This is a genomic window from Paracoccus sp. FO-3 (assembly GCF_006386455.1).
Lineage (GTDB): Bacteria > Pseudomonadota > Alphaproteobacteria > Rhodobacterales > Rhodobacteraceae > Paracoccus > Paracoccus versutus.
This window is the reverse complement of sequence record NZ_VCBQ01000082.1, coordinates 1-22,372: the sequence shown is the minus strand read 5'-3', so window position 1 is coordinate 22,372 and position 22,372 is coordinate 1. Positions and strand designations below refer to the sequence as shown.

The 22,372-nt window shown below is 67.9% G+C and carries 19 protein-coding genes; 6 read left to right on the top strand and 13 right to left on the bottom strand.

The window, feature by feature from the left end:
- From FE811_RS19405 to FE811_RS19380, 6 genes are all read right to left on the bottom strand, one after another.
- Positions 1-767: aldehyde dehydrogenase family protein (locus tag FE811_RS19405; protein WP_140848452.1), on the bottom strand; the 767-nt coding region annotated here is incomplete at its 3' end.
- Positions 768-783: 16 nt separating this feature from the next.
- The gene (locus FE811_RS19400; RefSeq protein ID WP_116222664.1) at positions 784-1,554 is read right to left on the bottom strand and encodes an SDR family NAD(P)-dependent oxidoreductase; all 771 of its coding nucleotides are present in this window, start codon (positions 1,552-1,554) and stop codon (positions 784-786) included.
- Between the two features lie 16 nt (positions 1,555-1,570).
- Positions 1,571-3,070 carry an aldehyde dehydrogenase gene (locus FE811_RS19395; protein ID WP_116222663.1) on the bottom strand — a complete coding sequence of 500 codons (1,500 nt, stop codon included), beginning with the start codon at positions 3,068-3,070 and terminating at the stop codon, positions 1,571-1,573.
- Positions 3,071-3,200: 130 nt separating this feature from the next.
- A complete protein-coding gene (locus FE811_RS19390; protein WP_244295293.1) occupies positions 3,201-3,857 on the bottom strand; it encodes an acyl-CoA dehydrogenase family protein in 657 nt (218 codons plus the stop codon).
- Between the two features lie 40 nt (positions 3,858-3,897).
- Positions 3,898-5,151, bottom strand: coding sequence for a CaiB/BaiF CoA-transferase family protein (locus tag FE811_RS19385; RefSeq protein ID WP_116222662.1), 1,254 nt, complete (start codon positions 5,149-5,151; stop codon positions 3,898-3,900).
- A 69-nt stretch (positions 5,152-5,220) separates the two neighbouring features.
- Entirely contained in the window at positions 5,221-6,309 is a 1,089-nt protein-coding gene (locus FE811_RS19380) for a nitronate monooxygenase family protein (RefSeq protein ID WP_116222661.1), read from the bottom strand.
- Between the two features lie 323 nt (positions 6,310-6,632).
- On the opposite strand from FE811_RS19380, the gene FE811_RS19375 reads away from it, so the two are divergent.
- Both FE811_RS19375 and leuA read left to right on the top strand, forming a co-directional pair.
- Complete coding sequence (locus FE811_RS19375; RefSeq protein WP_116222660.1) at positions 6,633-7,853, top strand: acetyl-CoA C-acetyltransferase; 1,221 nt, start codon at positions 6,633-6,635, stop codon at positions 7,851-7,853.
- Between the two features lie 499 nt (positions 7,854-8,352).
- Entirely contained in the window at positions 8,353-10,062 is a 1,710-nt protein-coding gene (leuA, locus tag FE811_RS19370; RefSeq protein WP_036759985.1) for a 2-isopropylmalate synthase, read from the top strand.
- Positions 10,063-10,095: 33 nt separating this feature from the next.
- Here leuA and FE811_RS19365 read toward each other — a convergent pair whose 3' ends face one another.
- Genes FE811_RS19365 through FE811_RS19335 form a run of 7 tightly spaced genes read right to left on the bottom strand, consistent with a single transcriptional unit; the run spans position 10,096 to position 17,007 of the window.
- Positions 10,096-11,280, bottom strand: coding sequence for a CaiB/BaiF CoA-transferase family protein (locus FE811_RS19365; RefSeq protein WP_116222659.1), 1,185 nt, complete (start codon positions 11,278-11,280; stop codon positions 10,096-10,098).
- A gap of 45 nt (positions 11,281-11,325) precedes the next feature.
- The gene (locus tag FE811_RS19360; RefSeq protein ID WP_114536230.1) at positions 11,326-12,516 is read right to left on the bottom strand and encodes an MFS transporter; all 1,191 of its coding nucleotides are present in this window, start codon (positions 12,514-12,516) and stop codon (positions 11,326-11,328) included.
- A 17-nt stretch (positions 12,517-12,533) separates the two neighbouring features.
- Positions 12,534-13,325: an enoyl-CoA hydratase-related protein gene (locus FE811_RS19355; RefSeq protein ID WP_116222658.1), complete on the bottom strand. Its 792-nt coding sequence runs from the start codon at positions 13,323-13,325 to the stop codon at positions 12,534-12,536.
- Position 13,326: 1 nt separating this feature from the next.
- Entirely contained in the window at positions 13,327-13,818 is a 492-nt protein-coding gene (locus tag FE811_RS19350) for a MaoC family dehydratase (RefSeq protein ID WP_052096235.1), read from the bottom strand.
- A 20-nt stretch (positions 13,819-13,838) separates the two neighbouring features.
- On the bottom strand, positions 13,839-14,711 hold the full coding sequence (locus FE811_RS19345; RefSeq protein WP_036759974.1) for a CoA ester lyase: 873 nt from the start codon (positions 14,709-14,711) through the stop codon (positions 13,839-13,841).
- A gap of 24 nt (positions 14,712-14,735) precedes the next feature.
- Positions 14,736-16,226, bottom strand: a complete 1,491-nt coding sequence (locus tag FE811_RS19340) for a 3-hydroxyacyl-CoA dehydrogenase (protein ID WP_116222657.1) — start codon at positions 16,224-16,226, stop codon at positions 14,736-14,738.
- A gap of 10 nt (positions 16,227-16,236) precedes the next feature.
- Positions 16,237-17,007 carry an enoyl-CoA hydratase-related protein gene (locus tag FE811_RS19335; RefSeq protein WP_036759977.1) on the bottom strand — a complete coding sequence of 257 codons (771 nt, stop codon included), beginning with the start codon at positions 17,005-17,007 and terminating at the stop codon, positions 16,237-16,239.
- Positions 17,008-17,470: 463 nt separating this feature from the next.
- Here FE811_RS19335 and FE811_RS19330 point away from each other — a divergent pair, with 463 nt between their 5' ends.
- From FE811_RS19330 to FE811_RS19315, 4 genes are all read left to right on the top strand, one after another.
- Positions 17,471-18,976 carry an aldehyde dehydrogenase family protein gene (locus FE811_RS19330; RefSeq protein WP_116222656.1) on the top strand — a complete coding sequence of 502 codons (1,506 nt, stop codon included), beginning with the start codon at positions 17,471-17,473 and terminating at the stop codon, positions 18,974-18,976.
- 64 nt (positions 18,977-19,040) lie between these two features.
- Entirely contained in the window at positions 19,041-20,294 is a 1,254-nt protein-coding gene (locus tag FE811_RS19325) for a CaiB/BaiF CoA-transferase family protein (RefSeq protein ID WP_116222655.1), read from the top strand.
- Between the two features lie 45 nt (positions 20,295-20,339).
- Positions 20,340-21,494 (top strand): CaiB/BaiF CoA-transferase family protein, encoded by a 1,155-nt coding sequence (locus FE811_RS19320; protein WP_116222654.1) that lies wholly within the window; start codon positions 20,340-20,342, stop codon positions 21,492-21,494.
- Between the two features lie 312 nt (positions 21,495-21,806).
- The gene (locus FE811_RS19315) at positions 21,807-22,322 is read left to right on the top strand and encodes a TRAP transporter small permease (RefSeq protein ID WP_140848450.1); all 516 of its coding nucleotides are present in this window, start codon (positions 21,807-21,809) and stop codon (positions 22,320-22,322) included.
- Positions 22,323-22,372 lie beyond the last annotated feature (50 nt).

Sequence of the window (22,372 nt, the reverse complement as noted above, 5' to 3'; positions counted from 1 at the left end):
CCGCCCAGCTCCAGCGTGATACGGCGGATCTCCTGCCCGCAAAGCCCGCCCAGGCGCTGCCCGGCGGCGGTCGAGCCAGTGAAGCTGACCTTGTCCACGCCCGGATGCAGGCACAGGTATTCGCTGGTCTCGCGGTCGGCGGGCAGCACGTTGACCGTGCCCGGCGGCAGCCCGGCCTGTTGCACCAGCTCGGCCAGCAGATAGGCGTTGACCGGGGTTTCCGGCGCCGGCTTGAGGATGACGGTATTGCCGCAGAGCAGCGCCGGAGTCATCTTCAGGATTGCCAGCAGCAGCGGCGCGTTCCAGGGCACCACGGCGGCGACCACGCCCATCGGCTCGCGCAGCACCAGCCCGTTGCCAAGTGGCGTGCGGCGCAGGTCGCTGAACGGGTATTGCGGCGCGAGTTCGAAGAACACGTCCATCAGCACCCTGGGGCCGGCGGCCTGCATCCATTGCGAGGTGCTGATCGGGCAGCCGTTCTCAGCCGTGACCAGCCTGGCGATCAGATCCTGCCGCTCGGCGATCAGGTCGCGCAGCCGGGCCAGCACCTCGATCCGCTCGGGCAGCGCCATGCGCGGCCAGGGGCCGTGGTCGAAGGCCATGCGGGCGGCGGCCACGGCGCGGTCGGCATCGGCCCTGTCGCCCGAGACCACGCTGGCGACCGGCTCTTCGGTCATGGGCGAGATCACCTCGACGAAGGTGCCGGAACTGGGTGCCACCCATTCGCCGCCGATGAACAGCCTGTCGGTTCGTCCTTGCCAGATCATGTCGTCCCCCATCCCGTCAGCGGCAGGTGTAGCCGCCGTCCACCGGCAGCGCGATGCCGGTGACGAAGGACGCGTCGTCCGACAGCAGCCACAGCGCGCCATGCGCGATCTCGATGGGTTGCGCGGCGCGGCCCATCGGCACGATGGCCATCAGCTTCTGGCGGTTCTCCTCGGTCTTGTCCTCGTCGCCCTTGCGGCCGAAGAACAAGGGCAGCATCGGCGTGTCCACCGGGCCGGGGCAGATCGCGTTCACGCGGATGCCGTCCGCGGCATAGCGCTGCGCCAGCGACATGGTCAGGCCGATCACCCCGAATTTCGCCATGGAATAGATCGGCGCCATCATCGAGCCGACCAGCCCGCCCACCGACGAGGTGAACAGGATCGAGCCGCCGCCGCGCTGGCGCATCAGCGGGCCGGCCGCCGCGGCGCATTGCACCGCCGAGGTCAGGTTCAGGTTGACGGTAAAGTCGTAATCCGCCTTCTCCATCTCCTCGAATTGCGCGGGGCCGGGCGTGCCGGCATGGGCCCAGAGCAGGTCCAGCCCGCCCAGCCAATCGGCGGCCTCGCGGATCACCCGGCCGCATTCCTCGGGCCTGGACAGGTCGGCGACGAAGCCCCTGGCCTTGCCGCCCGCTGCCAGGATCTCGTCCACCACGGCCTGCGTCCGCTCGGGGTGGATGTCGACCACCGCGACGGTGGCGCCTTCCTGCGCAAAAAGCTTGCAGCCGGCGGCGCCCATGCCCGAGGCGGCGGCGGTCACGATGGCGCGCTTGTCCTTGAGGCGCATGTCCCGGTTCTCCCCGTCAGATGTCGAGATTGAAATTGATGGTCTTCAGCTCGGTGAAGGCCTCGATGGCCGGCCAGCCGCCCTCGCGCCCGATGCCCGAACGCTTGACGCCGCCCATCGGCGCGTTGGGGATGCTGGCATAGCCGTTGATGCCGACCGAGCCCGAGCGGATGGCACGCGCCACCCGGAAGGCCTGCGTCACGTCGGCGGTCCAGAGCGTCCCGGCCAGCCCGTATTCGCTGTCGTTGGCGATGCGGATCGCCTCTTCCTCGGTCTCGAAGGGGATGACCGACAGGACCGGGCCGAAGATCTCTTCGCGGGCGATGCGCATGTCGTTGGTCACGCCCACGAACATGGCCGGGTTGACCCAGTTGCCGTTCGCCAGATCGCCGCCGGGCCGGTCGCCGCCGAAGGCCAGCATCGCGCCCTCGGCCTTGCCGCTTTCGACGAAGCCCAGCACGCGTTCCAGATGCGCCCTGGTGATCATCGGCGCCGAGGTGGTGGCGGCGTCGAAGGGATTGCCGAAGCGGACGTTCCTGACCTGCTCGGTCGCGTGGTGGACAAATTCGTCCAGCACCGAGACATGCACCAGCGCCCGGCTGGAGGTCGAGCAGACCTGCCCCGACAGGAAGGTGGAACACAGCCCCATCAGCGTGGTCGCCGCCCCCGCGACGCTGCGCGCCTGCGGAAAGACGATGCCCGCGCTTTTCCCGCCCAGCTCCAGCGACAGCCGCTTCATGTTCAGCCCGCTGGCATTGGCGATCCGTTCGCCCACCGCGGCCGAGCCGGTGAAGCTGACCTTGTCCACGCCGGGATGGCCGGCCAGCGCCGCGCCGGTCCCGCCCGCGCCGGTGACGAAGTTGAACACGCCCTCGGGCAGGTCGCTTTCGGCAAGGATCTGTGCCAGCCGCGTGGCGGCGAGGTTGGTGTTCTCGGACGGTTTCAGCACCACGGTGCAGCCGCAGGCCAGCGCCGGCCCCGCCTTCATCGCGAACATCGCCAGCGGCGCGTTCCAGGCGGTGATCAGCCCGGCGACGCCCACCGGCTCGCGAAAGCTCATGTAATGGAAGTTCGAGGCGTCCGAGAATTGCGGATAGGTCTCGCCGGTGATCTTGTCGATCCAGCCGGCGTAATGGTCGAAGATGTCGGCGCAGGCCTTGCCCGACAGGCGCGAGTTGCGGCTGAAATGATAGGGAATGCCGTTGTCCAGCGTCTGCAGCTGCGCGAGCTCCTCCTCGGCGTCGTAGATGCGTTCGATGATGCGCTGCAGCATGCGCTTGCGGTCCTGCGCCGCCATGCGCGGCCAGGGCCCTTCGTCAAAGGCCCGGCGGGCGGCAGCGACGGCCATGTCCACGCCGCGCCGACCGGCCTCGGCAAAGCTGGTCATCACCTCGTTGGTCGCGGGGCTGACCTGGTCGAAGCGCGGACCGTCCCAGTCCACCCACCTGCCGCCGATGAACATGCGCCCCGGTTGCACCCCAAGCCGGTCCCGGACATCCAACAGACTGAAAGACATGGCTTCCCCTTCCCCCCTGCAAGCCATGCCCGGTCAACCGGGGGACACCCCCGCGGCCAGCACATCCATCTTGCGAATTCCCCATGCGCGGCCCTGCGCCGCGCCCTCGCGCAAATCTACTTTTAGGAATTTAATTTTGCAATACGAAATTATGGTATGCCCTGGGAATCCCGCTGGCCGCCCCGGCGGGCGGTGCCCTCAATACGACTTCGGCAGGCCGAGTCTCTTCTCGGCGATGTTGGACAGAATGAGCTGCGGGATGATCGGGGCGATATAAAGGATCATCACCGCGCGCAGGAAGCGCCCGACATGGTATTCCTTGGCATAGCTCTAGCCGCCATGGGTCAGCATCGCGTTCTGGCAGGTCGCCACCGCCGCCTGCAAGGCCAGCAGCTTGGCCGCTTTCGCTTCGGAAACGGCAGGGCTTGCCTTCGTCCCACAGCCTTGCGGCATGCAGCATCATCAGCTTCGCCCAGTTCTGCGCCAAGGGATGCCGGATGCCCTGGTTCTGGCCGATGGGCCGGTCAAAGACCGCCTGCACCGCGCCGCCCGCTTCCGCCATGGCCTGCAAGAAGACCGCCGCCTCGGTGATGCCGATCCCGGTCCCGCCATAGGCCTCGGGCATGGCGATGCCCAGCCAGCCGCCGCCCACGCAGGCGTAATAAAACGCCTCGAGAAAGCCGCCCTCGCGGTCGCGTTCCGGCCAGCAGTCGGGGTCGAATTTCGACGCGATCCGCAACTCCGCGTCCCGGATCGCCTGCTGGTCCGGGACCGGGATGGTCGCCATGGGGGCGCTCGCAAGCCGGCGCGCCCCCCCTGGCGCAAGATCAGATCACATTGCGCGCCTTGAGTTCGGCCAGGGCGGCATCATCCAGCCCCAGCAACTGCCCCAGCACCCCGGCATTGTCCGATCCCAGCAGCGCCGCCGGCCGTTCCAGCCCCACGGCGGAGCCCGACATGTGGATCGGCACCCCGCCCCCGACGGCGTCGATCTTGCCGTCCACCGGATGTTCCAGCTGCTGCAGGGTGCCGGCGGCGAAGAGCGCGGGGTCGGACAGGCTTTCCAGCGCCGTGCGCACCGGCACGCAGGGCACGCTGCGTTCGGTCGCCAGCATGCGGATCACCTCCTCCGAGCTGTGCTGGCTGGTCCAGTCCTCGATCAGCCGGTTCAGCACGTCCGCATTCGTCGCCCTGGGCCCGCGCGAGGCAAAGCGCGGATCCTCGATCAACTCCGGCCGGCCCATCGCCTCGAAGATCGAGCGCGTCCAGGCATCGTTGGCCGCGGCGATCGAGACATGGCCGTCGCGGGTCGCATAGACGCCGAAGGGCGTCAGCCGGTTGTGATAATTCCCGGACCGCGCCGGGAAGCCGTGGCGCTGGAACACGTCGAAATGCTCGAAGGCCAGCAGCGAGCTGAGGCATTCCAGCATCGAGACGACGACATGCTGGCCCTTGCCCGTCCGGTCGCGCTGGCGCAGCGCCGCTTGCACCCCGATCACCGCGTAAAGCGGCGCCAGCAGGTCGCTGATCGGCAGGCCGAAGCGCATGGGCGGGCCGTCCTGGTAGCCGGTGGTGTCCATCGCCCCGCTCAGCGCCTGCACGGTGATGTCCATGGCCTTGACGCCGGGATAAAGGCTGGGCCGGCCCAGCCCGGTGACGGAACCGTAGACGATGCGCGGGTTGATCTTGCGCAGCGTCTCGTAGTCGACGCCCAGCCGCTCGACCACGCCGTCGCTGAGGTTCTCGAAGACCACATCCGCATGCTTGACCAGTTCGTGGAAGATGCGCCGGCCGTCGTCGGTCTTGAGGTCCAGCGAGACCGATTTCTTCGAGCGCGCGCGGGCAAGGATCGACAGCGAGATGTCGCCATCCTCCAGCGCGTCGAAATGGATGCCGTCCTTGCCATAGAAGGGCGGGTTGAAGCGGGCGATGTCGCCGCCCTGAGGCGCCTCGATCTTGATGACCTCGGCCCCCAGCCCCGCCAGCAGCAGCGTGCCGTAAGGCCCCGCCAGCGCAACGGTCAGGTCGAGAACCCGCACCCCTTCCAGCGGGCGCGGCGCGGTCGCAGTCTGTTCGGTCAAGATAATCCCCCCTTCGCTCGATGCCCGTTCCGGCCGCGCGATCCCCGCGGCCGGAACGATGCCTGTTTCTCAGCCGAACTGAACCCGGTTTTGCAGGCTCGAAAGCTGCGCCACGGTTTCCTCGACCAGCCGCTCCAGCACCGCGCCCGCGGGCAGGATGTCGCGGATCACGCTGGACCCCTGCCCCGCCGGCAGCGCCTGGTGGTCCTTGAGGTCGGCGGCGGCGGCGGCAAAGCGCACCGGACCCTGCGCCTTGCGCTGCAAGGGATAGGGCAGCATCTCGTCCTCGTGGCCTTCCCAGACCTCGGTGTAGCGGTTCTTGATCTGGCGGACATAGAGGCCGTCGAACAGCAGCGAGCGGATGGTCTGGTCGTAATCGGCCTCGACGATGGACTGCTTGTAGTTCGGGCCCACGCTCGATTCCGGGGTGGCGATGAAGCGGGTGCCGACCCAGACGCCCTGCGCCCCCGCGGTCAGAAGGCCGGCGATCTGCGCGCCGTTGACGATGCCACCCGCCGCCACCACCGGCACGGTAGCGAATTCCAGCACCTCGGCCAGCAGGGTGTTCAGGCCCACGTCGCCGGTATGGCCGCCGCCCTCGGTGCCCTGCACCACCACCACGTCGGCGCCGTTGCGGATGGCCGAGCGGGCATGGCGGGCCGAGCCGACGACGCTGATCACCTTGACGCCGTTTTCATGGCAGGCCTCGACCGCCCATTTCGGCGTGCCGAGCGCGCAGGCCACCACCTCGACCTTGTGACGAAAGCAGATCTCCAGCTTTTCCTTGGCGTCCTCGATGCTCATGGCCTGGTCGTCGACCGGCTTCACCTCGACGCCCAGTTCCTCGATCTCCTTTTGCAGCCGTTCCAGCGGCTCGGGCATCTTGTCCAGCTGGACCTCGGACAGATCCTTGGGCGCGCGGGCGGGAAAGCCGATGTCGACGCAGAGCGGCTTGTCGGTGATGCTGCGCACCAGCTTGATCTCTTCCTCGACCCGCGCCGGCGTGGGCGAGATCGCGGCGATGGTGCCAAGCCCGCCCGCCTTGGACACGGCCGCGGCCAGCGGGCCGAAGGCGACCCCCCCCATGCCGGCCTGAAGGATCGGCACCTCGATGTTCAGCAGGTCGCAAAGCGGGGTGCGCAATTTCTTGTTCGCCATAGGACGAATCCTCCCAAAAGAAGCGGCGCGGGGCCGCGATGAACGATCCGGGCTTCGCGGCCCGGCTTGGCGGATGCACCGGCGCAAGGCGCCCGATTCTCTGCCGGAAATGCCGCGATCATGCCCTCCGCGGCACGATTTATATTTCGTATTGCGGAAGATGATTTCGTTCTATAGTTTATTCCTCGAGCCGTGGCAAGGGCGCAGTTGCCGCCGGACAGACGGAAAAGGGCGCCCCGCCATCGCGGCCAGGGAATTCGGAAGCGGCAACGGCTTGCGGCGGCAATCGCAGGCCAGACAAGCGTCAGGAGAAAGAACAAGCGATGAAACGGGTTGTGATTTGCGAGCCGGTGCGCACGGCGGTGGGCGGCTATGGCGGCATGTACAAGGGCGTTCCGGCCACGCATCTGGGCCGGACGGTGATCGAGGCGGTCCTGGCCCGCACCGGCATCGACCCGGAAAGGATCGACGACGTGATCTTCGGCCAGTGCTATCCCAATGGCGAGGCGCCGGCCATCGGCCGGGTCGTGGCGCTGGACGCCGGCCTGCCGATCCGCACGCCGGGCATCCAGATCGACCGCCGCTGCGGCTCGGGCCTGCAGGCGGTGATCGACGCAGCCATGCGGGTGCAGACCGGCGCGGCCGAGATCGTGCTGGCCGGCGGCTGCGAAAGCATGAGCCGCGCCGAATATTACACCGAGGACATGCGCTGGGGCACCGGCGGCCGCCCGGCGCAGCTGCATGACCGGCTGGCGCGCGGCCGCGTCACCTCGGGCGGCTATCGCTATCCGGTGCCGGGCGGCATGCTGGAGACGGCCGAGAACCTGCGCCGCGAATATGCGATCCCGCGCGAGGAGCAGGACGAGCTGGCGGTGAACTCGCATCTGCGCGCGGCCGCCGCGGCCGATGACGGCCGCTTCGCCGAGGAAATCGTGCCGGTCACGGTCAAGGACAAGGACAAGCGCAAGGGCGAGATCGTGCTGGACCGCGACGAACATGTCCGCCCCGACGTGACCCTGGAAAAGCTGGCCTCGCTCAGGCCGGTGATGCTGGGCTCGGACCCTGAATCGACGGTGACGGCCGGCAATGCCAGCGGCCAGAACGACGGCGCGGCGGTCTGCGTCGTCACCGACATCGACACCGCCGAAAAGCTGGGCCTGCGCCCCTATGGCGAGCTGGTGACATGGGCCGTGGCCGGGGTCGAGCCGCATCGCATGGGCATCGGCCCGGTGCCCTCGACCGCCAGGGCGCTGGCCCGCGCCGGGCTGGAGATGAAGGACATCGACCTGATCGAGCTGAACGAGGCTTTCGCCGCCCAGGCCCTGGCCTGCACCCGCGAATGGGGCTTCGGCAAGGCGGATTTCGAGCGGATGAACGTCAACGGCTCGGGCATTTCGCTGGGCCATCCGGTCGGCGCGACCGGCGTGCGCATCCTGACCACCATGCTGCGCGAGATGCGCCGGCGCGAGGCGCAATACGGGCTGGAAACCATGTGCATCGGCGGCGGCCAGGGCCTGACCGCGATCTTCAAGCGGGTCGCGTGAACCGCAAGCCGGGGCGGCATCTTCGCCCCGGCCCCCCAGGCTCGGCCTGCGATGAACCGGCCGCCGATCTGCTCGGCGACCACACTGGCCAGCGCCAGATTGCGCCGGATCGCGAGGACGTGGCGCGGGATGTCCAGCGCGCAGGAGCCGTTTTCGCGAACTGCGCAATCGGCTTTCGACCGTGGCCGGCATCTTCCGCGGCGGCCAGATGGTCGCCATCGTCCGCGCGCTGATCTCGGCGCTGTGGCTCTTGCGCTGGACGAGCCGACGGGGTGGCGCATCCGATCCGCGAGATCGCCGGCATGGGCGTGGCACCCTGCTGATCGAACAGAATGCCGAAATCGCGCTTTCCCTTGCGGATTACGGCCATGTCCTTGAAAACGGCCGCGTTACCCGGCAGGATCGCGCCGACGGCCTTGGGTCGATTCCGCCGTGCAAAACGCCGGTCTTGGCGTATGATCGCAAGGGAAAAGATGAATACCGCCTCGGAGGAATGCAGATGACCGCGCCAGCAAGCGCACCGGCCGGCATGGCCAACGCCCCGGTCAAATACGAGCCCTATCCCCGCATCGAACTGGCCGACCGCACCTGGCCGGACAAGCGGATCACCCAGCCGCCCACCTGGTGTTCCGTCGACCTGCGCGACGGCAACCAGGCGCTGGTGAACCCGATGGGCCAGGACCGCAAGGCGCGGATGCTGGCCCTGCTGCTCGACATGGGCTTCAAGGAGATCGAGATCGGCTTCCCCTCGGCCTCCGAGACCGATTTCGGCTTCACCCGCTGGGCGATCGAGCATGGCAACGTGCCCGAGGACGTGCGCATGCAGGTGCTGGTCCAGTGCCGGCCCGAACTGATCGCCCGCACCTTCGAGGCGCTGGAAGGCGCCAGATCGCCCATCGTGCATTTCTACAACTCGACCAGCGAATTGCAGCGCCGGGTGGTGTTCGAAAAGGACGTGGCCGGCATCAAGCAGATCGCCACCGACGCCGCCAAGCTGATCACCGACATGGCGGCGAAGGCCGGCGGCGATTTCCAGTTCGAATATTCGCCCGAAAGCTTCACCGGCACCGAACTGGAGGTGGCGCTGGAGATCTGCAACGCCGTGACCGAGATCGTCCGGCCCACGCCCGAGCGCAAGCTGATCCTGAACCTGCCCGCCACCGTCGAGATGTCGACGCCGAACCTTTATGCCGACGCCATCGAATGGATGGGGCGCAATCTCGACCGGCGCGATTCGATCACGCTGTCGCTGCATCCGCACAACGACCGCGGCACCGCCGTCGCCGCCACGGAACTGGCGCTGATGGCCGGGGCCGAGCGGGTCGAGGGCACGCTCTTCGGCAATGGCGAGCGGACGGGGAACGTCGACCTGGTGACGCTGGCGCTGAACATGTACACGCAGGGCGTCGATCCGGGGCTGGATTGCAGCGACATCAACCGGCTCAAGGACGTCTACGAATATTCCAACCAGATGCCGGTGGGCGAGCGCCACCCCTATGTCGGCGAATTGGTCTATACCGCCTTTTCCGGTTCACACCAGGATGCGATCAACAAGGGGATGAAGGCGCTGCGCAAGGCCAACAAGCCGCAATGGGAGGTGCCCTACCTGCCCATCGACCCGCAGGACCTGGGCCGCAGCTACGAGGCGATCATCCGCATCAACTCGCAATCGGGCAAGGGCGGCATCGCCTATGTCATGCAGGCCGACTATGGCTTCCACCTGCCGCGCGGACTGCAGGTCGAATTCGCCGGCGAGGTGCAGGCCGTGACCGATGCCGAGGGGACCGAGCTGACCTCGGAGCAGATCCACGGCCTCTTCACCCGGCACTATGTCGACCAGCCGGCGGGACGGCTGAAATTCGTCGACCACGTCACCATCCCCGCCATGTCGGCCGACAAGGGGCATCGCCGCCTGGTCGAGGCCACGATCCTGGACCGGGGCAATCCGGTCAAGATCTCGGGCTCGGGCACGGGGCCGGTCGATGGTTTCGTGCATGCCCTGTCGACCTGGCTCGGCACCGAGATCACCGTGGCGGATTATTCCGAACATTCGATCTCGGGCGGGTCGGATGCGAATGCGGTGTGCTACATGGTGATCGAGCATCCGCAGGGCAAAACCTGGGGCGTCGGGATCGACAGCAATATCGTCGCCGCCTCGCTGGCCGCGGTGGTGTCGGCGGTGAACCGCATCCTGCCGGGCCAGCGCTGAAGCATCGGGCAGGGCCGGCCGCCCTGCCCCTTCCTAGACGATGCCGTCGCCTCTGAGCCGGGCGATCTCGGCTTCGGAAATCCCCAGCTGGCCCAGCAGTTCATCCGTATGCGCGCCAAGCGCCGGGGCGGGGCGGACCGCGGTCGCATCCATGCCCGTGACCGTCGCCAGCGGCCGGGCGACGGGCAGCGGGCCCGGCAAGGCCGGGTGATCCATCCAGTTCAGGAACCCTTCGGCCAGGCCGAACTCGGGTTCCAGCACCTGCGCCGGGCGCAGCAGCCGCGTGACCGGGATGCGCGCGGCCTGCAGCGCCGCCATGCATTCCTCGACCGTGCGGGTGGCACACCAGGCGCCCATGATGCGGCTGAGTTCCTCGCCATTGTCGCCACGCAGGATGTCGGTGGCAAAGCGCGGATCGTCCAGCAATTCGGGGCGCCCGACCAGCCTGGCCCAGCGGCGGAACATGCCTTGCCCGATCACCTGGGTCAGCACCCAGCCGTCCCTGGTCGCGAACAGGTCCGAGGGCCCGGCGATGGGGCTGCGGTTGCCGGTCGGCACCCGGCTGCGGGCGCCGGTGGCTTCCTCCATCAGCATCGGCGTGGTCATGGTCAGCGCCGTGCCGATCAGCGAGGTCTCGACCAGGCTGCCCTGCCCCGTGCGCAGCTTGCGGATGATCGCGCCCAGCGTGCCATAGGCGCAACTGATCGCGGTGCCGTAATCGACATAGGAGGTCGCGGCACGGAACGGCTGGCCCGGCTGGCCCGACAGCCAGATCGCGCCGCTGACCGCCTGCCCGGTGCCGTCGAAGCCGCTGGCATTGCGGTTCGGGCCGGTCAGGCCCCAGGCCGTCGCCACGGTCAGGATGATGTCGGGCTTGACGGCGCGCAGGCTGTCGTAGTCCAGCCCCTGCTGCGCCAGCGCGGCGGGCGGGGCGTTGGCGATCACCACGTCCGCCGTCTCGACCAGCCGGCGGGCCAGCGCGCGGCCCTCGTCCCTGGTCAGGTCCAGCGTCAGCGACCGCTTGCCGCGGTTCGACTGCAGGAACAGCGCGCCCTCGCCCTCGGGCGTCACCGGCATCAGGTAGCGGTCGTCGGCGCCGGCAGGGGGCTCGATGCGGATCACCTCGGCCCCCATGTCGCCCAGCATGGCGGCGCAGAACGGCCCGGCGATGTAGCGGCCGAAATCCAGCACCCGGATACCGTCGAGAATGGTCGTCATGTCTGCGTGTCCTTCATGCAAGATCAGGTGGATGCGGGCGGTTCCTCATGGCTTTCGCGACAGCCCTATCGCCCCCAGCATCAGCAGGGCCAGCATCCAGGACATGACCGCGCCGCCCAGCCGGGCCGCAAGCAACCCCAGCCCCAGCGGCATCAGCGTCTGGATGACATTGGTCAGGGTCATCGACAGGCCGATGGCCTCGTTCACCCGGCGCGGCGGCGCGACGGAATAGATCACGCTCAGCACGAAAGGCACGCTCATGCCCAGCACCAGGCCCAGGGCGGCATTCAGCGCGGCAAAGGAGGCAAAGCCCGCCATGGCCGGCAGCGCGGCGTAAAGGATGGCGCCGACCCCCAGCATGGCCGAGATCGCGACATGCGCCCGGACATGGCGGCTGATCGGCCCGGTCAGCAGCCGCGAGACCACGGTGCCGATGGCGAAGGCGCCAAGCGCCAGCCCGGCCTGCGAGGCCGACATGCCGATCTCGGCCGCGTGCAGGGCGACGATGAAGGGAAAGATCGTCACCACGCTGCTGGTCACGCTGCTGACCGCCAGCCAGCGCATGAGGCTGGGCACCCGCACCAGCTCGCGGATGCGGGGCCGGGCCGCGGCCGCGTCGCGCAAGGTGGTCCAGCACGTGAACAGATGCCCCGGCAGCATCAGCCCGCAAAGCGCCAGGACGGCGAAGGTGCCGATCGACAGCACCGCCCAGTCCTTGCCGTAATGCTCCAGCGTGACGCCCGCGACCATGGGGCCGACGAACTGGAACACCGAATAGGCCGCGATCAGCAGGCCCAGGTTGCGGGTGCGCTGTTCGGGCGGGCCGATCTCGCCCACGGCGCGGGTGGTGGCCACATGGGAAAACACCGTGCCGCAGCCGATCAGCCCAGCCATGGCCAGCAGCATCGCCGGCCGGCCCCACAGGATCGGCAGCAGGCTGGCGACGCCGATCAGCAACGAGGCCAGCACCATCGGCACCAGCGTTCCCGAGCGATCCACCCACCGCCCGAAACCCACGTTGAAGACGATGGGCAGGGCGGTGAACATGGCGGCGATGAGCCCCACGAAACCGGGGCTCGCGCCCGCCTGCATGGCGATCATCGGCAGGATCAGCCGGGCCGTCATCAAGGGCGCGTTGTTCATGCAGCCGATGAACACCGTCAGCAGGAAGCCCCAAGGCCCGCCACCCTGCCGCGAGGCCATGGGCGGCAGGCTCTCATCCATCATCGCCGTCATGCGCCGCCTTTACCGCCCTACCATTGCCGGAAGTCCGGCTTGCGCTTTTCGCGAAAGGCGCGGCCGCCCTCCTTGGATTCCTCGGTGCGGTAGTAAAGGCTCAGCGCCTGCATCCCCAGCGCGCCGATGCCGCGGATATTCTCGCTGTCGGCGTTGAAGCTGCGCTTGGCGATGGCGATGGCGGTGGGGCTGTGGGCCATGATCTCGTCGCACCACCGGCGCACCTCGGCGTCCAGCTGGTCGTCGGGGACCACGGCATTCACCAGCCCCATCGCCAGCGCGTCCTGCGCCTTGTAGCGGCGGCACATGTACCAGATCTCGCGCGCCTTCTTCTCGCCCACGATGCGGGCCAGATAGGCGGTGCCGAAGCCGGGATCGACCGAGCCGACCTTGGGACCGACCTGGCCGAAGACCGCGTTCTCGGACGCAATGGTCATGTCGCAAAGCGTCGCCAGCACGTTGCCGCCGCCGATGGCATAGCCGCGCACCTTGGCGATGACCGGCTGCGGCACGTCGCGGATCAGCGATTGCAGATCCTCGACCGGCACGCCGATCACGCCGCGCCCGCCATAGCCGTCGCTGTCACCCTCGCCATGCGCCGACTGGTCGCCGCCGGTGCAAAAGGCGCGGCTGCCCGCGCCGGTCAGCACGATGACGCCGACATTCCTGTCGGCGCCGGCGCGGGTGAAGGCGTGGATCATCTCCTCGACGGTCTGGGCGCGAAACGCGTTCATCACCTCGGGGCGGTTGATGGTGATGGTGGCCGCCCCGGCCTCGACCTCATAGAGGATGTCCCGGTAATCGCCCATCTCAGGCGGCCTTTGCCGGGCGCTTGGACATCAGGCCCTGGCGGCGCAGGACGGCGACCGTCTCGCCGCGCTGATTGATGCCGCGATGCTCGAAATCGACGATGCCGGCATCGGGGCGCGACTTCGATTCGCGCCGGCCCAGGACTTCGGTCTCGACATAGATCGTGTCGCCGAAGAACACGGGCTTGGGGAACTTGATGTCCGAAAAGCCCAGGTTCGCGAGCGTCGTGCCCAGCGTGACGTCGGCGACCTGGATGCCGCAAAGCAGCGACAGCGTGAACATGCTGTTCACGATCCGGGTCTTGAACATCTGCGTCTTGCAATATTCCTCGTCCAGGTGCAGCCAGGCCGAGTTATGCGTCAGGGCGCTGAACAGCAGGTTGTCGGTTTCCGTCACGGTGCGGGTGATCGCGCTCTTGATCACCAGGCCCGGCTCCAGATCCTCATACCATTTCCCGGTGGCGAGGGCGGCGTAATCGACTTGATGCGACATGGTGGGTTCCTTTCGTTGGATTACTTGAACGAGCCGGCGAGTTCGATGATCTCGCGCGCGGTTTTCACATGGGCGATGTCGATATGCTCGCCGTCATACATGACCGAGGCGCGGCCCTGCGCCATCGCCGCGTCCAGCGCGTCGATCATGCCCTGGTAATAGGCGACCTCGTCGGCATCGGGGGTATAGGTGCGGTTCACCGTCTCGACCTGCATCGGGTGCAGCACCAGCTCGCCCGACATGCCCAGCTGGCGGTCCAGCCTGGAGGCCTTTTCCAGCCCCTCCAGATCCTTGATCTGCTGCCAGATGCCGCCGATCGGCTGCTTGCCGGCGGCGCGGGCGGCCATGACGACGCGCGATTTCAGGTAATCCGACTCGCGCCCGTCGGCGGTCCAGACGAAGCGCAGGGCACGGGCCATGTCGGCATTCTTGGCGGTGGCGCCGACGATGGCCGCGACGCGCGGATGCTCGGCGATCTCGAAGCACAGCTGCATCGAGCGCGCGGTCTCCAGCAGCGGGATCAGCTTGACGGTGCCGATCTCGATATTCGCCCGCGCCTCGGCCTCGGCGATCATGCACGATGCCATGTGGATGTCCTCGGGGCCCCAGGGCTTCGAGATCACCAGCCCCTCGACGCCGGGCTGCACCACGGCCAGGATGTCGTCGAGGTCGTAGATATGCGCGCTGCGGTTGATGCGCACCCAGATGCGATGGCCCTGCGCGACCAGCTCCGGGATCTTGCCGGCGACCAGGGCGCGGGCGGCCTGTTTCTCGGCATGGGGCACCGAATCCTCGAGATCGAGGATCAGCGCGTCGGCGCCGGCCTTGGCGCCTTTCTCCAGCATGGATTCCTTGTTGCCGGGGACGAAAAGCAGCGAGCGGATGGGTTTCATTCGGGTCTCCTCCTGAATGACGGTTTACGGCCGGGCCTGCAAAGGCAGGTCCAGGAATGCGCGGCGGCGCAGCCACAGGCTGGGGCGATAGCGGTCCGATCCGGTGACGGCTTGCAGGTTTTCCAGCGTCTCCAGCACCTTGCCCGCACCGATCCGGTCGCCCAGCTCCAGGGGGCCGAAGGGATAGTTCAGCCCCAGCTTCATCGCGGTCTCGATGTCGGCGGGCGAGCCGACGCCGGTCTGGGCCATTTCGCAGCCCAGGTTCACGATCATCGCCAGGATGCGCTGCGCGACGAAGCCCGGCGAATCCTGCACGATCTCGACCCGGTAGCCGACGGCGGCCAGCCACTCGGCGACGGGTTGCAGCGCGGTCGAGGCGACCGGCGGCGTCATCAGCGTCAGCACGCCGCGCTCGGCGCCCGAGAAATCCACCGCCACCACCCGCTCGGCCGGCAGGCGCAGGCGGGCGGCGACGGTGGTCGCATCCTCGCCCCAGGGGCTGACGAGGATCGGGTCGGCGTCAGCGGCACTTTCCAGCCCGCGCGCGGCCAGCGCATCGAAGCCCGGATGCGCCTCGGCGACATGGGCGCGGAAGGGGGCCCGGCCCGGCTCGGGCGGTTCGGGCGCGGCAGGCTTCGCCGCGCCTTCGGAATAGTCGTAGAAGCCGCGACCCACCTTGCGGCCGTAAAGCCCGGCCTCGAACATGCGCTCGTGGCGCGGGGCGGTCTTCAGGCGCGGGTCGTATTGATGGCCCTGGTGGATGAAGCCGGTGACGGGAAAGTTCACGTCGATGCCGGTCAGGTCCATCAGCGCGAAGGGCCCCATGCGAAAGCCGCAGCCCGCGGTCATGATCCGGTCGATCTGCTCGGGGGCGGCCACGCCTTCGGCCTCGATATGCAGCGCCTCGGTATAGAAGGCACGCCCGCCCAGGTTGACCAGGAAGCCCGGCCCGTCCTTGGCCACCACCGCGACCTTGCCCATGCGGCCGACCAGGTCGGTCGCCAGCTGCATGACCTCCGGGCGGGTCGCGGGGCCGGCGATGACCTCGACCAGCTTCATCAGCGGCACGGGGTTGAAGAAATGCATGCCACAGATGCGCTGACGATGCCGGCAGGCCCGGCCGATGGCGGCGATGGACAGCGACGAGGTATTCGAGGCCAGCACCGCCGTTTCCGGCACGACCTCTTCCAGCTGCCGGAACAGGGCCTGCTTGACCTCGAGGTTCTCGACGATGGCCTCGATCACCAGGCCCGCGGGGGCCAGATCGGCCAGGTCGCTTGCGATGCGCAGGCGGGACTTGGCATGGGCCGCGTCCTGCGCGCCCATCTGGCCCTTTTCGGCCAGCCGGTCCAGCCGGGCATGGATGTCGGCCTGGGCCTTGGCCAGGGCCTCGGGGCGGGTGTCGTAAAGCACGGTCTGAAAGCCGCTGGCCGCCAGCACCTGCGCGATGCCGGCGCCCATGATGCCGGCACCGATCACCCCGACGACGGACAGGCCAGAAACAGAATAAGTCATCGCAACCCCTTCATTTTCCGGTAAAGCTCGGCTCGCGCTTCTCAAGGAAGGCACCCATGCCCTCGCGCTGGTCGGCGGTGGCGAAAAGCATCTGGAACAGCCGGTTCTCGATCATCAGGGCGGTTTCCAGCGGGGCGTTGTCGCCGGCGCGGATCGCCTCGCGGATCGCCGTCACCGCCTTGGCGGGCTGCGCCGCGATCTTGCGCGCCAGGACGACCGAGCGTTCCATCACCTGATCGTCCGGCACGACTTCGGAAACGATGCCCATGGCCTCGGCCTGCGCGGCCGTGAAGGCCTCGCCCGTCAGCAGCCAGCGCAGCGCCCGCGCCTTGCCGGCCGCCCGCAGGAAGCGCTGCGTGCCGCCCGCGCCGGGCATGATGCCCACCCGCACCTCGGGCTGGGCGAAGATCGCCCCCTGCCCGGCCACGACCAGGTCGCACATCATCGCCAGTTCGCAGCCGCCGCCCAGGGCATAGCCGCGCACCGCCGCGATCAGCGGCTTGCCGCAGGCGTCGCAGGCGCGGCGCATCACCGCCAGATCCTCGAACCGCGGGTCCAGCGGCACCATGTCGGCCAGTTCGCCAAGATCGGCCCCGGCCGCAAAGGCCCTTTCATCGCCGCCGATGACGATGGCCCGGATGTCGTCGTCGGCATCCAGCGCCTGGACGGCATCCGCGACGCCCTTGCGCAGGGAAATGCTCAGCGCGTTGCGCCGGGCGGGACGGTTCAGCAGGACCAGCCCCACCCTGCCTTCCAGTTTCTCGACTTGCACTTCGGACATGATGCCTCCGCTTGAACCTCCACGCCCCCGAGGCGCCGAAGACGCCCCTTTCGTTTTCCGGGGTCACTTTTCCGGTGAATCCCATCCGGGCCGCAGGGAACGCGGGATCATTCCGGCGCCCGTTCATCACCATATATTTCGAAATCATCTTCTGCAATGCAAAACTAAGATCAAGTGAAATCCCGCCTCACTTTGCAGAATTTAGTATTGCATAGCGGAATATCTACAGGCAATCTTGCAATCAAGCGGAAATCGTCGGGCATGCGATTCGCAAGAACGCAAGCGCCGGCGCATCCGTTTGCGCGCCGATTACGGCCAAGGATCACGGGCGGGCGCGGCTCGCAGCAGGCCGGAGGATCTCGGGGAGGGATCATGGATCTGTCGCAAGGCAGCCGCCTTCGACGCCCCGGCCCGCTGATCACCGCGGCGGCCAAGGCCCCGCATCCGAACATGGGAGGACAGGATGACACTCGCGAACCAAGCCGATCTGCAAACCGAACACCCCGGCATGAAGGCCGCGCGCCGGTGGCTTGCCGGCGGCGCCAAGAAGCTGCTGATCGACGGCAACTGGGTCGAGGCGCAATCGGGCAGGACCATCGAGGTGCTGAACCCCGCGACCGAGGAAGAGCTGGCCCGCATCGCCGAGGGCGACAAGGCCGATGTCGATGCCGCCGTCGCCGCCGCGCGCCGCGCCTTCGACGCGCCGGAATGGAAGGGCATCTCGCCCCATGCCCGCACCCGCGTGCTGCTGGCCATCGCCGATGCGGTAGAGCGCCACAAGGACGAGCTTTCTGCGCTGGAGACGCTCGACAACGGCATGCCGACCTGGTTCAGCGGCGCGGCGGTGAACATGTGCATCGACGCCATCCGCTATTACGCCGGCTGGCCCAGCAAGATCCTGGGCACCACCAACCCGACCGATGCCTCGAACTTCATCTATACCCTGCGCGAGCCGGTGGGGGTCTGCGGCCAGATCAACCCCTGGAACGTGCCGCTGCTGCTGGTCGCGCTGAAGATCGCGCCGCCCCTGGCCTGCGGCAATACCGTGGTGCTGAAACCCTCGGAACTGGCCTCGCTGACCTCGCTGCGCATCGCGGAACTGGCTCAGGAAACCGGGCTGCTGCCGCCGGGCGTGCTGAACGTCGTGACCGGCTATGGCCAGACCGTCGGCGCGGCGATTTCCGAACATCCCGGCATCGACAAGGTGTCCTTTACCGGCTCGACCGCGGTCGGGCGCTCGATCCTGCTGGCCTCGGCCGGGAACTTCAAGCGCGTGACGCTGGAGCTGGGCGGCAAGTCCCCGAACATCATCTTTCCCGATGCCGACATGGACAAGGCGATCGCGGCGGCGGTGAACGGGTTCACCCGCAATTCCGGGCAGATCTGCTCGACCGGCAGCCGGCTCTTCGTGCATGAAAGCATCCATGACGAGGTCGCGCAGGAGATCAGCCGCATCGCCGGCGGGCTGAAGGTCGGCTCGCCCTTCGACGCCGACACCAAGCTGGGCCCGGTGATCTCGGCCACGCAGCGCCAGCGGATCATGGGCTATGTCGATTCCGGCAACCAGGACGGCGCCAGCCTGATGACCGGCGGCTGCACCCTGGGCGAGCGCGGCTATTACGTCGCGCCCACGGTGTTTTCCGGCGTGACCAACCGGATGAAGATCGCGCGCGAGGAAATCTTCGGCCCGGTCGTGGCGATCATCCCCTTCAAGGACGAAGAGGACGCGGTCTTCCAGGGCAACGACAGCACCTATGGCCTGGCCGCCGGTATCTGGACCCGCGACATCGGCCGCGCCCACAAGGTCGCCCGCGCCATCCGCGCCGGCCGCGTCTGGATCAACACCTTCGGCGAGACCGACCCGGTGATGCCCTTCGGCGGCTTCAAGCAATCGGGGATCGGGCGCGAGTTCGGCATCGATTCGATCATGGCCTATACCGAGACGAAATCGGTGCAGGTCCGCTTCTGACGGCCGCAAACCGCCGCCGGATTGAACCGCCCCGCAAGGGGCGCAGAGAACGAAAGACGACGCCATGACCGACCTGAACACCGCCGCCGCCGGATTGTCCTCGATGCTGGGCATGCGCCCGCTGGAGGGCATCCGCGTGCTGACCGTCGAGAATTTCCTGGCCGCGCCCTATTGCTCGATGTGGCTGGCCGATGCCGGGGCCGAGGTGGTCAAGGTCGAGACCCGCGACGGCGGCGACATGGCACGCCGGACCAGCCCGGTCCGGCAGGACGCCCAGGGCAACCCACGCGGGTTGTCGCTGCTGCGCTCGAACCGCAACAAGAAAAGCATCACGCTGGACCTCAAGCACCCCGAGGGCAAGGCGCTGTTCACCGAACTGGCCAAAGAGGCCGACATCGTGGTCGAGAACCTGCGCGCCGGGGTGATGGACCGGCTGGGCATCGGCTATGCCGAGCTGAGCCGGATCAACCCCAAGCTGATCTATGTCGCCATCTCCGGCTTTGGGCAAAAGCATGTCCTGCCCAGCCCCTTTATCGACTATCCCGCCTTCGACATCGTCGGCCAGGCGCTGAGCGGGCTGATGAACCGGCCCGAGCGCCAGGGCGACCGCCCGACCTACCTGGGCTTCTCGCTGGCCGACATCGAAGCCGGGATCCTGGGCGCCTATGGCGCGCTTCTGGCGCTCATCCAGCGCGGGCGCACCGGCAAGGGACAGATGATCGACATCTCGCTCTACGACGCCTGCCTGATCCTGAACGAGATCTCGGTGGCGATGTATTCGGGCCAGAAGACCAAATCCGCGCCGGGCCTGCATGCGGTGACTGCCCCCTTCGGCAGCTACGAGACGAAGGACGGCTATATCGTCATCGCGGTGCTGGGCGAGCATATCTGGCACCGCTTCTGCGAGGCGATCGGCATGCCCGGCCTCAAGGACGATCCGCGCTTCAAGGACGGCGTGTCGCGCAACCGCGAGAACGCGGCGCTGACGGCCGCCATCTCGCCCTGGCTGCTGGCCCGCACCCGGCGGGAGGCGCTGGACACGCTGCTGGCGGCGGGGGTTCCGGCGGCGGCGGTGAACGATGTCGAGGACGTGTTCGACTGCCCGCATGCCGCCGCGCGCGAGATGCTGGTCACGCTGGACGATCCGGTCTGGGGCAAGGTGCAGGTGGTGGGCAACCCGGTGAAGATGTCCGGCGTGCCGCCCATCGAGACCCGCCTGCCCCCGGCGCTTGGCGAGAATACCGACGAGGTGCTGCATGGCTGGCTGGGCGTGGACGACGCCCGCATCGCCGAACTGCGCGCGCGCAACGTGATCTGACCCCGCGGGCCTGGCTGCCTGCGGCAAAGCAAAGGGAATAGCGACATGACACAAGCAAAGGGGCCGCTGGCCGGGGTAAGGATCGTTCTGCTGGGCGGCATCGGGCCCTCGCCCTTCTGCGGGGCGCTGCTGTCGGACCTGGGCGCCGACGTGGTGCGCATCGACCGCCTCACCGCGACCGACGGCGGCTTGCCGGTCGATCCGCGCTTCAACCTGCTCAACCGCGGCCAGCGCAGCATCGCCATGGACCTGAAAAAGCCCGAGGCGATCGCGGCGGTCATGCGGCTGGTGGCCGGCGCCGATGCCGCGATCGAGGGCTTTCGCCCCGGCGCGGCCGAGCGGCTGGGCATCGGCCCCGACGCCTGCCTGGCGGTCAACCCCCGCCTCGTCTACGGCCGCATGACCGGCTGGGGCCAGGACGGCCCGCTGGCGCAGGAGCCGGGGCACGACATCAACTACATCTCGCTGACGGGCGTGCTGCACGCCATCGGCCGTGCGGGCGAGGCGCCGGTCCCGCCCCTGAACCTGGCCGGGGATTTCGGCGGCGGCTCGCTCTACCTGGCGCTGGGGCTGCTCAGCGGCATCATCGAGGCCCGCAGGTCCGGCAAGGGCCAGGTCGTCGATGCGGCCATGGTCGATGGCTCGGCCTCGCTGATGGGGCTGATCTACGGCATCCATGCCGCGGGCTATTGGCAGGACCGCCGCGGCGTGAACCGGCTGGACGGCGGCGCGCCCTTCTACAACGTCTACGAGACCGCGGACGGCAGGCATGTCAGCATCGGCGCCAACGAGGAACGGTTCTATGCCAATGCCGTCAGGCTGCTGGGACTGGAGGATGCCGGCCTGCCCGACCAGCACGACCAGTCGGGCTGGCCCCTGATGCGCGAGAAATTCGCCCAAGCCTTCAAGACCCGGACCCGCGACGAATGGGTGGCGCTGGCCGCCGGCAAGGAAGCCTGCATCACGCCGGTCCTGTCGCTCTCCGAGGCGCCGCAGGCGCCGCACCTGCGGGCGCGGGGCACCTTCGTCGAGGTCGAGGGCGTGACCCAGCCCGCCCCGGCGCCGCGGTTCAGCCGCACGCCCGGCGCGATCCAGCGCCCGCCCGCGCGGCCCGGCCAGCATTCGGACGAGATCCTCGGCGACTGGGGCTTTTCGGCCGCGGAGATCGACGGGCTTCGCCGCGCCGCGGCCGTCGGCTGACAGCTTGTCCGGGCAGCAAGTAATTTCGCTATGCGATACTTATTTCTGCTTGACGGATTACCTTGCCCGCATGTAGCTTTTGCAGCAGGGAGAGCGTGGCATCGCGCAAGGGATCGCAGCCCGTCGGAGGATCGGCAAGGCGCCGGCGTGCCATTCCATGCTTTTGAAAGGAACTGACGCAGGACGACGTCAGCCCGCGAACCGGAGGCCGCTGCCTTCCGACCAGTCGATCGGAGCCCTGCATCAATCACAATCACCCGGCCATGCCCCGCGCCTGGCCGCTTCAAGGGGGGAGTTTCGTTGGGAAACGTCTTGTCTTGGCTGGAGCGACTTAGCCTGTCGCTCGCAGTCTTGTCCGTCACCCTGATCATGTTCATCGTGTCCTATGATGCGTTCTCGCGCTATGCGCTGCACGCGCCCTTGCCCTGGGCCTATGAGCTGATCACCTATTACCTGATGCTGGCCGGCACCTATTTCGCGGTCTCGGCCACCTTCACCGCCGGCGACCACATCAATATCGACCTGTTCCGCCATCTCATCGCCCCGCGCCTGCGGGCGCGGCTGGATGCGCTGTGGTCGCTGCTGGGCGTGGTGATCTTCGGCATCGTCGCCTACGGGTCGTGGAGCGAGATGGCCCATGCCTACAGCCGCAACGAATTCCTGCCCGGTTACATCACCTGGCCGGCCTGGATGTCCTACCTGCCCATCGTGCTGGGCTTTGCCCTGCTGGTGGTGCGCATGGCGCTGCATGCCGCGCTGCTCATCGTCCATGGCCGCGACCCCCATGTCATCGAACATGGCAACGAACTCGAGGAGCATCACGAATGATCACCGGAACCATCCTGCTCCTGATGTTCGTGCTGCTGGCGGCGGGCATG

What these genes read in the sequence shown, in the direction of transcription:
- FE811_RS19400 (WP_116222664.1), bottom strand. Translation starts at nt 1,554, where the DNA reads ATGCGCCTCAAGGACAAGCGCGCCATCGTGACCGCCGCCGCCTCGGGC.
- FE811_RS19395 (WP_116222663.1), bottom strand. Translation starts at nt 3,070, where the DNA reads ATGTCTTTCAGTCTGTTGGATGTCCGGGACCGGCTTGGGGTGCAACCG.
- FE811_RS19390 (WP_244295293.1), bottom strand. Translation starts at nt 3,857, where the DNA reads ATGGCGACCATCCCGGTCCCGGACCAGCAGGCGATCCGGGACGCGGAG.
- FE811_RS19380 (WP_116222661.1), bottom strand. Translation starts at nt 6,309, where the DNA reads ATGGCGAACAAGAAATTGCGCACCCCGCTTTGCGACCTGCTGAACATC.
- FE811_RS19375 (WP_116222660.1), top strand. Translation starts at nt 6,633, where the DNA reads ATGAAACGGGTTGTGATTTGCGAGCCGGTGCGCACGGCGGTGGGCGGC.
- leuA (WP_036759985.1), top strand. Translation starts at nt 8,353, where the DNA reads ATGACCGCGCCAGCAAGCGCACCGGCCGGCATGGCCAACGCCCCGGTC.
- FE811_RS19365 (WP_116222659.1), bottom strand. Translation starts at nt 11,280, where the DNA reads ATGACGACCATTCTCGACGGTATCCGGGTGCTGGATTTCGGCCGCTAC.
- FE811_RS19360 (WP_114536230.1), bottom strand. Translation starts at nt 12,516, where the DNA reads ATGACGGCGATGATGGATGAGAGCCTGCCGCCCATGGCCTCGCGGCAG.
- FE811_RS19355 (WP_116222658.1), bottom strand. Translation starts at nt 13,325, where the DNA reads ATGGGCGATTACCGGGACATCCTCTATGAGGTCGAGGCCGGGGCGGCC.
- FE811_RS19350 (WP_052096235.1), bottom strand. Translation starts at nt 13,818, where the DNA reads ATGTCGCATCAAGTCGATTACGCCGCCCTCGCCACCGGGAAATGGTAT.
- FE811_RS19345 (WP_036759974.1), bottom strand. Translation starts at nt 14,711, where the DNA reads ATGAAACCCATCCGCTCGCTGCTTTTCGTCCCCGGCAACAAGGAATCC.
- FE811_RS19340 (WP_116222657.1), bottom strand. Translation starts at nt 16,226, where the DNA reads ATGACTTATTCTGTTTCTGGCCTGTCCGTCGTCGGGGTGATCGGTGCC.
- FE811_RS19335 (WP_036759977.1), bottom strand. Translation starts at nt 17,007, where the DNA reads ATGTCCGAAGTGCAAGTCGAGAAACTGGAAGGCAGGGTGGGGCTGGTC.
- FE811_RS19330 (WP_116222656.1), top strand. Translation starts at nt 17,471, where the DNA reads ATGACACTCGCGAACCAAGCCGATCTGCAAACCGAACACCCCGGCATG.
- FE811_RS19325 (WP_116222655.1), top strand. Translation starts at nt 19,041, where the DNA reads ATGACCGACCTGAACACCGCCGCCGCCGGATTGTCCTCGATGCTGGGC.
- FE811_RS19320 (WP_116222654.1), top strand. Translation starts at nt 20,340, where the DNA reads ATGACACAAGCAAAGGGGCCGCTGGCCGGGGTAAGGATCGTTCTGCTG.